Below are 13918 nucleotides of genomic sequence, written 5' to 3'. Positions count from 1 at the left end.
CTGATCAGGCCGCTTCCTGAAAGTCCATCTCCGGTGGTTGGCGACGGAAGCCACCGGTCAGCACCGCCAGATACAGCACACCAATCGCCAGCCAACTCAGGCCCAGATACACCGCCAGGTGATCGAGGCTGACCATCAGCCACAAGTCCGCCAGCAGACCGATGAACGGGAAGACCAGGAACAGAACCAGTTCGCGCAGGCCTTTTTTCTCGCCGCCGATCCAGTAGTGAAAAATCACCGAAAGATTGACCAGACTGAACGCCAGGAACGCGCCGAAGTTGATGAACGAGGTCGAGGTGGTCACGTCGAGTTTCAGCGCCAGCAAAGCCACCACCGCACACAGCAGGATGCTGTTGACCGGCGTACCGAAGCGCTCGTGCAAGGTGCCGAAAAACGACTTCGGCAACACGCCGTCACGGCCCATCGCAAACAACAGTCGCGAACCGCTGGCCTGCGCCGACAGGCCCGATGCGAACTGACCGACGATCAGACCAATCAGGAAGATCGACACGAACAGATCGCCGCCGATGTTGCGCGCAATTTCGTAGGCCGCCGAGTCGACGCTGTCGAACTGGAACGACGGATGGGCGATCTGCACAAAATAAGAGACACCGACGAAGATCAGCCCGCCGATGAGGGTGATCAACATGATTGCCCGAGGGATGGTGCGGCGCGGATCGCGGGTTTCTTCGGTGAGCGTGCTGACTGCATCGAAGCCGAGGAACGAGTAGCAGGCAATCGCGGCGCCGCTCATGATCAGCGGCATCTGCATGTCGCCGTTGAAGAACGGTTTGATCGACCACAGCGGCGCGCTGGCATCACCACCGACGTAATGCACGCACAGCGCGACGAAGGCGATCAGCACCAGGAATTGCACCAGCATCAGCAAGGCGTTGATGCCGTTGGCCAGTTTCAGGCCGATGATGTTGATCGCGCTGGTGATGCCGATGAACGCCAGAACCCAGACCCACTGCGGGATCGACGGGAAGGCCGAAGCCAGATACGCGGCGCCGATCAGCCAGATCGCCATCGGCAGAAACAGATAATCGAGCAGCACCGCCCAACCGGCGATGAAGCCGAGTTTCGGGCTGATGGCCTTGCGCACATAGCTGTAGGCCGAGCCGGCCACCGGGAATGCGGCGGCCATGCGCCCGTAGCTCATGGCGGTGAAGAACATCGCCACCAGCGCCGCCAGATACGCGGCGGGCACCATGCCGGCGGTGGACTGGGCGAGGATGCCGAACGTGCCGAGAACAATGATCGGCGTCATGTAGGCGATGCCGAACAGCACCACCGACCCTAGCGAAAGGGTGCGTTGCAAACGAGCCATGGGCGACTTACTCCGGATTTTATTGGATTTATGGCAGAGGCCGAGTTCGGCGAATGTTTCGGGCGTTGCGTTGTTGTTTTTTGGTAAGGCTTAAAGGTGCGTCAACGTCAAAATCCACCCCTCACCCCAGCCCTCTCCCCAAGGGGGAGAGGGAGCAGATCTCCATGCTTTTCAGATCCTGAGTTCGACTCGATCCCTCAGGTCGATGTACTTCGAATGAACAACTCGGTCAGTCCCCTCTCCCTCCGGGAGAGGGTTAGGGTGAGGGCAGCAGTTCAACGGGCAGGAATCAAAAGCTCCCGAACACCGCCATCCCGCTCCACCACCTCCCCCGGCAACCTCAACCGCTGATCATCCAGATACCGATAATCCTTGCGCGCCAGCTCCAGCTGAGCGAAATCCAGCTCGACACTGAACCGCCCCTCCTCACGCCCGGCCTCGAACAGCAGCGTGCCCAGCGGATCCACCAGCGCACTGCCGCCGGCAAACATCAACCCGTCATCCCCGGCTTCCACCCGATTGACCATCAGCGCAAACGCCTGGTTTTCCTGGGCCCTAGCCATGATCGCGGTGCGGTGGGTCGGGCCGTACGGGTCCATGTTGCCGTTGGTCACGATCAACAACTCCGCGCCCAGTTGCGCCAGGGCCCGGGCCGATTCCGGGAACTCGATGTCGTAGCAGATCAGCAGACCGACCCGCACACCGTTCCACAGGCAGGTGGCGTAACGGTCGCCTGCCTCGAACACACCGCGATCCGAGGCCCAGAGATGGGTCTTGCGGTATTTCAGGTCGATGCCTTCAGGGGTGATCAGCAGCGTGGTGTTGTAGAAGCGGCCGTTGTCGTTCTCGGCCATGCCGATCACCACGGCGAGGTTGCGTTCGCGGGCGGCAGCCTGCACGGCGCTGACGGTCGGGCCGTCTACCGGCTCGGCGATCTGCGCCACGGTGGCGGCGGTCGGGAACCCCATCAGGTGGGTCTCGGGGAACACGATCAATTGCGTGTCGGCCGGGCATGCAGCAATCGCCGCGAGGGCGCGTTCGAGGTTGTACGCCGTGTCTTTGTCACGGCCCGCCAGTTGGGCGAGTTCGACTTTCATGGGCAGTCCTTGTTATGGGCGCCGGGTGCCGAAAGATTGCCCGGCGGCTGTCTGTGGGCCAGTATGCTTCGCATTCGACCGGCCAGGGAATTACGCGGCCGGGGTAACCCGATAGGGGTAGAGGCATGACTCTTTCGTTTGACGACATCACCTGGCACCGCGCCGTCGGACAGTTGATCGACGCCCTCGACAAGCCGAATTTCTGGGCGCAACTGGTGCGCCTGCTCGACCAGTACGTGCCGTTCGATAGCTGGGTGGCGCTGCTGTTCAGCGCCGACCGCCACCCGCAGGTGTTCGCCGAATGCCCCGGTGCCGACGGCAGTCCCGATCAGCTGTTTCAGGATTACCTGCGCGGTCTGTACCTGCTCGACCCGTTCTACATCGCCTGCCGCGAGCAGTCGCGCACCGGGTTGTATCGCCTGTCGGAGGTCGCGCCGGAGCACTTCGAACTGACCGAGTATTACCAGCGATACTTTCGTCTGAATGTGGTGGCCGACGAAATCCAGTTCAATTGCCAGCTCGAGGGCGACCGTACGTTGTGCCTGTCGCTGGGCAGACAGCAGCGCTTCACCGGCGAGCAGATTGCCCTGTTGTCATTGATCCAGCCGTGGGTGCTCGGCCTGTTGCGCCAGCGCCTGCCCTATGAAATCAACGAAACCGTGGCATTGGCTCCGGCGCCTGCGCAACCGGACTGGCGGGTGCAGCTCGAAGCGTCGGTGCAGCAGCTCAAGGGCGCGCAACTGACCGCCCGGGAACTGGACGTCGGGCGCCTGATGCTCAGCGGTTGCTCCAGTAAAGAAATCGCCCGTAAGCTGGAAATCTCTGTTGAAACCGTGAAAGTCCATAAGAAACACATGTACAGCAAGCTGGGGATCAAATCCCAGTCGGAGCTGTTTTCGATCTTTCTGCAGGCGCAGAACGCCTGACTGCTGCAAAAAAAAACCGTCCGAACCAAGGAAACCGTATGAGCCTGTCACTCCTGAGCCGCTACGCCTTCTTTGCCGTCTGCGTGATGTTCACCCTCGCCAGCCTGCCCTTTCTCGAACACGACTGGCTGTGGCCGATCACCGCCGTCACCGGCGTATTGAGCCTGATCGGTCTGTTCGACCTGCTGCAAAGCCCACACGCGGTGCGCCGCAACTATCCGATCCTGGGCAACATCCGTTATCTGGTCGAAGGCATCCGCCCGGAGATCCGCCAGTACCTGCTGGAATCCGACAGCGACGCCCTGCCCTTCTCCCGCGCCCAGCGTTCGCTGGTGTACTCGCGGGCCAAGAATGAAACCGCCGACAAGCCGTTCGGCACCCTGATCGACGTCTATCAGTCCGGCTTCGAATTCATCGGCCACTCGATGCGTCCGGCGCCGTTGAGCGACCCGAGCAGTTTCCGCGTCACCGTCGGTGGCCCGCAGTGCACCCAGCCGTACTCGGCGTCGGTGTTCAACATCTCGGCCATGAGTTTCGGCTCCCTCAGCGCCAACGCGATCCGTGCGCTGAACCAGGGTGCGAAACTCGGCAACTTCGCCCACGACACCGGCGAAGGCAGCATCAGCCCCTATCACCGCGAACACGGCGGTGACCTGACCTGGGAACTGGGCAGCGGCTATTTCGGCTGCCGCACCAGCGACGGCCGCTTCGACCCGGAACGCTTCGCCGCCCAGGCGCAGACCCCGCAAGTGCGGATGATCGAAATCAAGATGAGCCAGGGCGCCAAACCCGGTCACGGCGGGATTCTGCCCAAGCACAAAGTGACCCAGGAAATCGCCGACACCCGCGGCATCCTGATGGGCGAAGACTGCATTTCGCCGTCGCGCCACAGCGCGTTCTCCACGCCGATCGAAATGATGCATTTCATCCAGCAACTGCGTGAACTGTCCGGCGGCAAACCGGTGGGCTTCAAGTTCTGCCTCGGTCATCCGTGGGAGTTCATGGGCATCGCCAAGGCCATGCTGGAAACCGGCATACTGCCGGACTTCATCGTGGTCGACGGCAAGGAAGGCGGGACCGGCGCCGCACCGGTGGAGTTCACCGACCACATCGGCGTACCGATGCGCGAAGGTCTGCTGTTCGTACACAACACGCTGGTCGGCCTGAATCTGCGGGACAAGATCAAACTCGGCGCCAGCGGCAAGATCGTCAGCGCCTTCGACATCGCCAGCGTGCTGGCCATCGGTGCCGACTGGGCCAACTCGGCGCGCGGCTTCATGTTCGCCATCGGCTGCATCCAGTCGCAAAGCTGCCACACCAACAAGTGCCCGACCGGCGTCGCCACCCAGGACACCCTGCGCCAGCGCGCGCTGGTAGTGCCGGACAAGGCTCAGCGGGTCTACAACTTCCACCGCAATACACTCAAGGCACTGGCGGAAATGCTCGCCGCCGCCGGCCTCGATCATCCTTCGCAACTGTCGGCCAAGCATCTGGTGCGGCGCATGTCAGCGACCGAAATCAAACTGTTCTCACAGTTGCACGTGTTCCTGAAGCCAGGGGAATTGCTCACCGGGGAAGTGAACGGCGAGTTCTATTCGCGGATGTGGCAGATGGCGCGGGCGGACAGTTTTGAGCCGCAGGATGGGGTGGCTGCCTGAGTGCTTATTGCATGTCGGCGTCCATGGATGCCGGCACAGAATCCGGGGCAAACAAATAAGCCGAAATGGGAGCGCCGTGGATCGTGATAGAGGGCGTGCATCCCTTGGCGAAAAGCGGCCTGTCAGCATGTAAATCGGCGTCTGTGATCCACCAGATCCTTTGGCTATGACAATCCAGAATCGTTACGCCGTCGAGATAGGTATTCATTACTGGATCCTGAATCAGGCTCAAGGCGTTGCGACGGGTGAGTTTCAAGAAGCCATCCATCGATGAGATCTCAAACCTGGGAGCGATGCCGGTGACGTTGAAATAAGCAAATGTCGGGTACCAAAAAGCGTTGGTTACTACGATTTCGTCTCCCGGGCGAGCTTTTTGATTCAATTGCGCCATCAACTGAGAAAACTGGGTGTCTCTGCGTCTCTCGGTTCCATTCAACCCATCTGTTTGCCAATACACCGTACTCAGCCCATGCAATTGCGCAAAGACGAAAAGCGGCAATGCCGCACTCGCCAACATAAAACGACGCGGCCACCAGATGTCCAAAGCGAGCGCCGCAATCATCGGCAGAGCTGGCGCGGTAAAAACCAGATATCGGGGTACAAGCAACGGTAGAAACAAAGAGATCAGGTAAACAGCAACCAGCGGGATAAAGAAATAGCCCACCAACAGAACACTGTATCGTCGCTCACCCTCGTTATTGATAATGGCTGTCGCGGCACACAACACCACCAGAGCAAGGGGCATCAGGTGCCATAGACTCGGTTGGGAGATGCCGTCCCCCATTACGGTGAACTGCCAGACTAATGTCATTGCCCCCTGTAAGGTCACAGGCTCGATCCATCCCAAGCCCTCGGTGAGCGCAAGCTGCGACAAGAGGTGAGGTATCCAGGGCAAATATAGAAAAACGATGGCGACATTCGCGACTAACCATTGCTCTCCCGCCATTCTCGTTGCGTAGCGCTGCACTCCGCTTTGCCACCAAAACAGCCAATGCACCAACATGCACAAACCCGCGAAGTAGTGGGTATAAAACGCTGTAGTCATCAACAACACATACAAAGCCGCGAACCTGGTTTGCTCCGGCCTCCTGGCCCAACACACCAACGCCACCGTAGCGCCCATCAACCAGAACCCCAGCAAGGTATACATCCGCACTTCCTGACTGTAACGAACTGAAACCGGCGATAAAGCCAACAGCAATGCAGCCATCCACACCGCCCGGCGTGTGGCAATCAGGCTCATCAACTTGATACTCAGCAGCAACGTCCCGACATCCGCCAGTGCACTCAGCGCACGGGCCGGCAGCGCTCCTTCGCCCCACAGCAGCACCCAGTAATGCAGCAGGACGTAATAAAGCGGCGGATGCACATCCAGCGCCGTCAATGCCCAGATGCGTGTCGGTGTTTCTCGGGCCAGTAACAGACTGTAGGCCTCGTCATACCAGATACTCGGCACATCAATGGCGTAGAACCGGACGAACAGGGCGAGGGATACAACCGCCAGAAGGGCCAGTCTGTCGATCCTCAAGGAAGTGAACCCGGCGGAGGCGGCAACACTCGCAAGGCTTTTCATGCCTGACGCCCACGAAACAATACAAACCGGAAAAAGCAGTACCCCAGCAACAGATCCAGCAGTGAAAACACCGACACCGTCACCAGTCCCGGCAGACTCCATGCATCGGCGATCACGCCTGTGCCATAGCTCAACGCCCCCATTACTCCGATAAACATCAGGTACGCCAGCACCGACGTTCCGGTCTCGAACGTGTAGAGCGCGTTCATGTAAAACGCGAAGGATGCGGCGACGCAAAACGCGGCGAAGTTGCTGGCCGCCTGGTCTAGCTGAACCGCACTGGTCAGTACGAAAAAAACCTGCCAATGGACCAGCGTTGCGGCGAGGCCGATTGCCGTTTGGGCGGGAAATCCTTTCCACAAGATCCTCATCGTGAATCCTTGCTGTCACTGCAACGGGCGGAGCTTTCACGCTAGGGCAAGGTACGGGTGCGGTCTACTGTCAGAAATTACAGGTAGGCGCTGGTTTCTGACCAACGGTCACCATTGCAATAACCGCCCGTGGGGCGGCTCTTTCATGACGATGAAGCCGTAGTCGCCGATCAGGTAGAGGCGGTAATAAAGGCTGTCCACCAAGGGTGGATAGCCCATCAGACCGGCGTGGGTCGCGTTGCGTCGTTCGCGTTCTGCAACCACATTGGTGATGCCCGCCGATGGCAGGGTTTCGGCGAGCATGAAGTAGTCGATGTTCAGCAAGTAACGCAGCACCGGCAGTTGTTTGAACGTCCCTTCCGCCCCCGCGAGCCAGCGGTCGGAGTACGTCACCGAGAGATAAATCCGTTTGGCTTCGCGCAGTTCTCGATGGGACGAGATGTCGTGGCTGAGGCTGTAGAGCGCACTGCTGGCGAAGGTTTTTTCCATCGTCAGCACCCGGCCATAAGCGAAGGACAGCGACAGCGTGGCCAGAAGCGGAATCGCCAGCATCAGGGGTAATCGCTGATGTAACGGTGCCAACCCCAGATGGGCCAGATAGAACAGCGACATCAGCAATACGCCGAACCCCATCAAGGTGCGCGCGCCTTCGTTGAAGTCGCGAAACAGCAGGGTAAAGCCCGGCACCAGCAGCACAATCAGCGACCATGCCAGCAGGCAACTGAAGCTCAGGAGCAAACCCTTGGCGCGCGGCATTTCGCGCTCGCGCACTTGGCGCCCCAACTGCACGGCGCCGAAGACGGCGCACAGCACCAACACAATACAAACCACCGTGTAGCCGCCGTGAAACAGCAGCGCAACCTTCTCCATCACCCGACCGATATTGACGCCGATCTGCAGCAACGGGTCAGCGCTCGGATTCAGCAATTGCGTGCGTCCGGCGTCAGTGAATGGATAGGCCGTGACGCTGTAGATCGACACTGCCAGCAGCAGTTGCGCCAGCCGCCAGCCCGACCGGTGCCAGAGTTCATCCCACGGCACTCGCCGGTGAACATTCCTGAGCAATTCCAGGCAGCACAACCCGAGAAACACATTCAGGCTGATCTGATAGAACCCGATCGCCAGCGCCAGCAACACCGATGGCACCAGCCATCGCTGAATGCGTGAAGCGCCGCAAAAGGTGATTGCATAAATCACCGCGACCAGGCTCAGGGCCATGCCGGCGCCGTCGTATTGATAGGACAGGTTCTGCAACAGGAACGGGTTGTACCAGAGCGGCAACGGCACCAGACAACAGGCCAGCGTCGGTTCGGGAAAATAGTGGAAGGTCAGCCGGGTCAGAGCGAACGACATCGCTACGGTGGCGAGCAACAGCGGCAGTGGAAAAATATTCGGCGCAGCGCCGGTGAAGCTCAGCGCCTGATACAGCCAATCCATGAACAACCGCCCCTGCCCCGCCCAGGCGTTGCCGGCAGCGAGGGTGCGCCAGTTGTCGTCGATGTAGGGGAAATCGGCGAGGATCAGCGGCAGGATGTACAGCAGCGTGGCGAGCAGGAAGAACAGTACGACCTGACGGCGGCCAAGTTCTCGTACGAGAAAATCGCTGATCCTCATACCTGCGCCTCTGTTCACGGCTGCGCGGGAAACAACGTAGATAAACCTTCGAACATGACTCTGAATCAGAGGTCGTTTTTTGCGCTGATTTCAGACCAGCGGCATCAACTCACCCCCATGAAAAAGCCCCGGACTTTCGACCGGGGCTTTCAGGTTTCAGCGACAACGAATTACGAAGCCGAACGCATCGCGCCCTGTACCGAATCCTTCGGTTGCAGCTTGAACACGTAGAACAACACGGTCAGCAGCACCAGGAACGCCGGGCCTACATACAGCGCCACACGAGTATCCGGGAAGTACGCCATCAAGCCGACCACCAGCACCAGGAACGCCAGCGCCAGATACGAGCTGACCGGGAACAGCCACATCTTGTACTTCAGGCCCGCACGTTCGCTGGCGCTCAGGCCTTTGCGGAATTTGAGCTGGGCCAGCAGGATCATCACCCAGGTCCAGATCGCGCCGAAGGTGGCAATCGAGGTCACCCAGACGAAGACTTTTTCCGGCACCAGATAGTTGAGCAGCACGCCCAGCAGCAAGGCGAAGATCGACAGCAGCAACGCCCGACGCGGTACGCCGTTGCTCGAGGTGCGAGCGAATCCGGCCGGCGCCTGGCCGTTCTGCGCCAGGCTGTAGAGCATGCGCCCGGTGCTGAAAATGCCGCCGTTGCACGACGACAGTGCAGCGGTAATCACCACGAAGTTGATGATGCCGGCGGCGGTCTTGATGCCCAGACGCTCGAAGGTCATCACGAACGGACTGCCCTGGGTGCCGATTTCATTCCACGGGTAGATCGACAGGATCACGAACAGCGCGCCGACGTAGAACAGCAGGATCCGCCAGAACACCGAGCCGATTGCATTCGGGATGGTCTTCTGCGGGTTCTTCGCTTCACCGGCGGTCAGGCCGATCATTTCCACACCGAGGTAGGCGAACATCACCATCTGCAGGGACATCAGCACGCCCGTCACGCCGTTGGGCATGAAGCCGCCGTGGGCCCACAGGTTGGAAATTCCCAGCGCCACACCGTCGTTGCCGAAACCGAAGGCGATGATGCCGATGCCGCCGAGCACCATGGCGATGATGGTGACGATCTTGATCAGGGCGAACCAGAACTCGAATTCACCGAAGGCCTTCACCGCGATCAGGTTGATCGAGCCCATGCTGACCAGCGCCGCCAGCGCCCAGATCCAGCGCGGGACATCGGGGAACCAGATGCCCATGTATACCGCCACCGCGGTGATTTCGGCGACGCAGGTTACCAGCCACAGGAACCAGTAGTTCCAGCCGGTGAGAAAGCCCGCCAGCGGGCCGAGGTAATCCTGTGCATAGCGACTGAAAGAGCCGGCAACCGGGTTGTGCACGGCCATTTCGCCGAGGGCGCGCATGATCACCAGGATCGCCAGACCGCCGATGATGTACGAGAGCATGATCGCCGGGCCGGCCATTTCGATGGCCTTGGCCGAACCGAGAAACAGACCGACACCGATACAGGCGCCGAGCGCCATCAGGCGAATATGCCGTTCACCAAGTTCGCGTTTGAGCGGACCGCCTTGAGCGGTTTCGCCATGGGGCGGGTGATTGCCGACTGGCATGGGGGAGTTCCTCGTCTTGTTATTGGATGTGACCACCGAGTGTTCAAGCGTCGGCCGATAAGCCTGCGCCTGGGTAAAACCGGCCCTGCTTCGTGGGCAGGACCGTCCCGCAGAAGCAACCTGCGGGATCAGCGGGGCGTGCAGTATAAAAAGCTTGCGACAGGTTTTTTCACTCTATAAGGCATCTGATTCAGACGTAAACCTCGTCTATTAACAGGTTTACGAGATAAACCATCCTGCATTTCGAGGATTATTCACGGCGCAAATGGGCGCCGAGTATTGCACAGCAATGGTGCAACGTCATGCCGCGACCAAAGTCGCAGCTGCCTCAGGACCTCTCTGTTCCGGACTTTTCAGGCCTGCGATCACTTGCCGGAGAGTTGCAGCCGGATGTGCAGATTTGTTCAGGGTCACTCCTTCACAATTTTTTCACCCGCGCCAACCACCGACTAAGCTTCAGACAAGTCCGATCAATCTGCGTGAATGGATCAATCGACTATGGGCGCTTTGTGGCAAACCGATTCGAGTGAAAAAGTGGTTCCGACTGAACGTGTGGATGAAGCGCCTTTACCTGAAAAACCCCGCCGCAACCGGCACGGGTGGAAGGCTTTCTGGCTCCTGGTGGTGATCATCGCGATTGTCGTGGGCCTGGCCGCGATGAAGGAAATGCGCACCTCGCGCTTTCAGTCCCGCGAGGTCAGCCAGTACGCCGCCAAACTCAAGTACGAATTGCAACCGGGGCCCAGCGAAGCGATCCGCTATCCGGGCAACGGGCCGTTCGACCTGCGCCTGGGCTACAGCTCGCTGGACGAATTCCTGCCACGGCTGCTCAAGCGCAACTACGTGATCACCGAGCAGACGCGCTTCTCCCCGGCCCTGCTCAACTACACCGACAAGGGCCTGTTCGTGCCCTATTCCGAAAAGATCCAGGCCGGGCTGTCGATCACCGATTGCCGCGCCGCGCCGTTGTATCAGTACAACTATCCGCAGCAGCTTTACGCGAGTTTCGATTCGATTCCACCGGTGGTGGTCAACAGCCTGCTGTTCATCGAAAACCGTTTTCTGCTCGATCCAAAGCAACCGCTGGCCAACCCGGCGGTGGACTGGCCGCGCTTCGGCATGGCCGCGTGGTCGCAGGTCGCCAAGTTGCTGCACTTGCCAGGGCAGTCGGCCGGCGGCAGTACTTTGGCCACCCAGCTTGAGAAATACCGCCACTCGCCTGACGGCCTGACGGTGTCCGGCGCGGAGAAGATTCGCCAGATGATTTCCGCCAGCGTGCGCGCCTATCAGGGCGGCCCGGACACCTTGCCGGCGCGGCAGAACATCATTCGCGATTACCTCAACAGCGTGCCGCTGTCGGCGGTGCCGGGACATGGCGAAGTGCACGGCATGGCCGAGGGCCTGCGGGTCTGGTACGGCGCCGATTTCAACGAGGCCAACCGCAAACTCTCCAGCTCGGCGACCGATCCGCAGTCCATGGCGGACAAGGGCCTGGCCCTGCGCGAAATGCTCTCGCTGATGATCGCTCAGCGCCGTCCTTCGCATTACCTGACCAAGGGCCGCGAGGAACTGGTCGAACTGACCAACAGCCACCTGCGCCTGCTCAAACAGAACGGTGTGATCGACGCCGCCCTGGCCGATGCGGCACTGGCAAGCACCATCAGCTATCGCGACTGGCAGACCCAGCCGACCATCCAGCCGATCGAGACCAACAAGGGCATCAGTGTCGCCCGCAGCCGGTTGGCGTCGATGCTCAACCGTCCGCTGTACGACCTTGACCGCCTCGACCTCTCCGCCACCAGCACCCTGCAAGGCGAGCTGCAAACCCAGGCCACCGCCTATCTGAAACGACTGGCTGACCCGGCCTATGCGACCGAAGTCGGCCTGATGGGCGAACGCCTGCTGACGCCCACCAGCACTACTCAGGTGCGTTACAGCTTCACCCTGTTCGAGCTGACCCCGGACGGTTCACGTGTGCGGGTGCAGACCGACAGCACCGATCAGCCGTTCGACATCAACGAAGGCAGCAAACTGGAGCTGGGCTCCACGGCGAAAATGCGGGTGCTGACCACCTACCTGCAAATCATCGCCGAGCTGCATGACAAATACGCCGCCATGAGCGTGCCGGAGCTGAAGAAAGTCGAGGTCCCTGAACAGGATCGCCTGAGCCGGTGGGTGGTCGATTACCTGATCCAGAACAAGGATCGCGATCTGTCGAAATTGCTCGGCGCAGCCCTTGATCGCAAATACTCGGCCAGTCCCGGCGAAGCTTTTTTTACCGGTGGCGGGCTGCACACGTTTCATAACTTTCGCAAGGAAGACAACGGCCGCCTGCCGACCCTGCGCGATGCCCTGCGCGAATCGATCAACCTGCCGTTCATTCGCCTGATGCGCGATCTGGTGCGCTACACCACCTACTCAGGCCCCAACAACAGCGCCGAGCTGCTCAAGGACGACCGCGACCCAAGACGTCAGGAATACCTCGCCTCGTTCGCCGATCGCGAGGGCACCTCGTTCCTGCTCAAGTTCTGGAAGAAGTACCGCAACAAGGACACCCAGGCCCGGCTCGATACCTTCCTCGACAGCATGCGCCCGACCCCGATCCGCATGGCCGCCGTGCACCGTTACCTGCTGCCCAACGCCAGCCAGGAGGACTTCAACACCTTTGTGCGCTCGCACCTCAAGGGCGTAAAAATTACCGAGAAACTCACCGACGAACGCCTGGAGCGGCTCTATCTGGCCTACGGCCCCGGCACCTACGACCTGCCGGATCAGGGCTTCATCGCCAAGGTTCACCCGCTGGACCTGTGGATGATCGGCTACCTGCTCAACCACCCCGATGCGACCTTCAAGGACATCGTCAAGGCCAGCCAGTTCGAGCGCCAGGAAGTCTACAGCTGGCTGTTCAAAAGCCGGCACAAGGGCGCACGTGACAGCCGCATCCGCACCATGCTGGAGATCGAAGCGTTCCTCGACATTCATCAGCGCTGGCAGAAAGTCGGCTACCCGTTCGATCATCTGGTGCCGTCGCTGGCCACCGCCATCGGCAGCTCCGGGGATCGCCCCGCCGCATTGGCCGAACTGATCGGCACCATCCTCAACGACGGTGTGCGCATGCCGACCCTGCGCATCGACAGCCTGCACTTTGCCGCTGGCACGCCTTACGAAACGAAACTGGTCAATGATCCTCATGTGGGCAAACGGGTGATGCCGTCCGAAGTCGCCACGGCGATGCGTGAAGCGCTGTCGCAAGTGGTGGACTCGGGAACCGCCAAACGTGTTTCCGGCAGTTTCAAACTGGCCGATGGAACACCGCTGACCATGGGCGGCAAGACCGGCACAGGCGACAACCGGATCGAAGCGATTGGCTCCGGAGGACGGATTCTCAGTTCGAAATCGATCAACCGCACGGCGACCTTCGTGTTCTACATCGGCGACCACCATTTCGGCACGCTCACAGCGTTCGTGCCGGGGCGCTCGGCCGAGAACTTCAAATTCACCTCGGCCCTGCCGGTGCAAGTGCTCAAGGGCATGGCACCGATCCTGATGCCGTACCTGCAACCGGGCAGCGACTCGCAGTGCCTGCCCCCTGCAAACACAGCGGTGGCGGCACTGAGTACGGGCACTTGAAACGGATTCAAAGCCGGGGTGTTATTTATATGTTTTATACATATCAATATTCAATGGATCCGCGATAAACCCCAGCATTCCCAAACAGGCTTTTGAACTAATCATTCCGAGTCTTGAACGTTAGTCT

9 protein-coding genes are annotated in these 13918 nt (G+C 60.1%); 3 read left to right on the top strand and 6 right to left on the bottom strand.

The genetic code is table 11. The features are described from left to right. Window positions 1-4 precede the first annotated feature (4 nt). Both CAF76_RS10850 and CAF76_RS10845 read right to left on the bottom strand, forming a co-directional pair. Entirely contained in the window at window positions 5-1330 is a 1326-nt protein-coding gene (locus CAF76_RS10850; RefSeq protein WP_085647236.1) for an APC family permease, read from the bottom strand. 275 nt (window positions 1331-1605) lie between these two features. Further along, the gene (locus CAF76_RS10845) at window positions 1606-2427 is read right to left on the bottom strand and encodes a carbon-nitrogen hydrolase family protein (RefSeq protein ID WP_085647235.1); all 822 of its coding nucleotides are present in this window, start codon (window positions 2425-2427) and stop codon (window positions 1606-1608) included. A gap of 125 nt (window positions 2428-2552) precedes the next feature. On the opposite strand from CAF76_RS10845, the gene CAF76_RS10840 reads away from it, so the two are divergent. Together CAF76_RS10840 and CAF76_RS10835 are read left to right on the top strand one after the other, a co-directional pair. Beyond that, on the top strand, window positions 2553-3353 hold the full coding sequence (locus CAF76_RS10840) for a LuxR C-terminal-related transcriptional regulator (RefSeq protein ID WP_085647234.1): 801 nt from the start codon (window positions 2553-2555) through the stop codon (window positions 3351-3353). Between the two features lie 38 nt (window positions 3354-3391). Next, window positions 3392-5011 (top strand): FMN-binding glutamate synthase family protein, encoded by a 1620-nt coding sequence (locus tag CAF76_RS10835; protein WP_085647233.1) that lies wholly within the window; start codon window positions 3392-3394, stop codon window positions 5009-5011. A 4-nt stretch (window positions 5012-5015) separates the two neighbouring features. On the opposite strand, the gene CAF76_RS10830 is transcribed toward CAF76_RS10835, so the two are convergent. The 4 genes from CAF76_RS10830 to CAF76_RS10815 form a co-directional block, all read right to left on the bottom strand. Beyond that, complete coding sequence (locus tag CAF76_RS10830; RefSeq protein WP_143491848.1) at window positions 5016-6584, bottom strand: glycosyltransferase family 39 protein; 1569 nt, start codon at window positions 6582-6584, stop codon at window positions 5016-5018. Continuing rightward, a complete protein-coding gene (locus tag CAF76_RS10825) occupies window positions 6581-6955 on the bottom strand; it encodes a GtrA family protein (protein ID WP_085647231.1) in 375 nt (124 codons plus the stop codon). Before CAF76_RS10825 ends, CAF76_RS10830 begins: the two co-directional genes overlap by 4 nt. 108 nt (window positions 6956-7063) lie before the next feature. Beyond that, a complete protein-coding gene (locus CAF76_RS10820; protein WP_085647230.1) occupies window positions 7064-8569 on the bottom strand; it encodes a glucosyltransferase domain-containing protein in 1506 nt (501 codons plus the stop codon). A gap of 170 nt (window positions 8570-8739) precedes the next feature. Further along, the gene (locus tag CAF76_RS10815) at window positions 8740-10161 is read right to left on the bottom strand and encodes an amino acid permease (RefSeq protein ID WP_011335773.1); all 1422 of its coding nucleotides are present in this window, start codon (window positions 10159-10161) and stop codon (window positions 8740-8742) included. Window positions 10162-10659: 498 nt separating this feature from the next. On the opposite strand from CAF76_RS10815, the gene CAF76_RS10810 reads away from it, so the two are divergent. Next, complete coding sequence (locus CAF76_RS10810; protein WP_085610897.1) at window positions 10660-13791, top strand: transglycosylase domain-containing protein; 3132 nt, start codon at window positions 10660-10662, stop codon at window positions 13789-13791. Window positions 13792-13918: the final 127 nt, after the last annotated feature.

This window comes from Pseudomonas sp. B40(2017) (assembly GCF_002112855.1).
Lineage (GTDB): Bacteria > Pseudomonadota > Gammaproteobacteria > Pseudomonadales > Pseudomonadaceae > Aquipseudomonas > Aquipseudomonas pharyngis.
Note: the sequence above shows the minus strand (reverse complement) of the source record. Positions and strands in the feature narration are given on the sequence as shown.

Coding starts and splice junctions, on each gene's coding strand:
- CAF76_RS10850 (WP_085647236.1), bottom strand. CDS start 1,330: ATGGCTCGTTTGCAACGCACCCTTTCGCTAGGGTCGGTGGTGCTGTTC.
- CAF76_RS10845 (WP_085647235.1), bottom strand. CDS start 2,427: ATGAAAGTCGAACTCGCCCAACTGGCGGGCCGTGACAAAGACACGGCG.
- CAF76_RS10840 (WP_085647234.1), top strand. CDS start 2,553: ATGACTCTTTCGTTTGACGACATCACCTGGCACCGCGCCGTCGGACAG.
- CAF76_RS10835 (WP_085647233.1), top strand. CDS start 3,392: ATGAGCCTGTCACTCCTGAGCCGCTACGCCTTCTTTGCCGTCTGCGTG.
- CAF76_RS10830 (WP_143491848.1), bottom strand. CDS start 6,584: ATGAAAAGCCTTGCGAGTGTTGCCGCCTCCGCCGGGTTCACTTCCTTG.
- CAF76_RS10825 (WP_085647231.1), bottom strand. CDS start 6,955: ATGAGGATCTTGTGGAAAGGATTTCCCGCCCAAACGGCAATCGGCCTC.
- CAF76_RS10820 (WP_085647230.1), bottom strand. CDS start 8,569: ATGAGGATCAGCGATTTTCTCGTACGAGAACTTGGCCGCCGTCAGGTC.
- CAF76_RS10815 (WP_011335773.1), bottom strand. CDS start 10,161: ATGCCAGTCGGCAATCACCCGCCCCATGGCGAAACCGCTCAAGGCGGT.
- CAF76_RS10810 (WP_085610897.1), top strand. CDS start 10,660: ATGGGCGCTTTGTGGCAAACCGATTCGAGTGAAAAAGTGGTTCCGACT.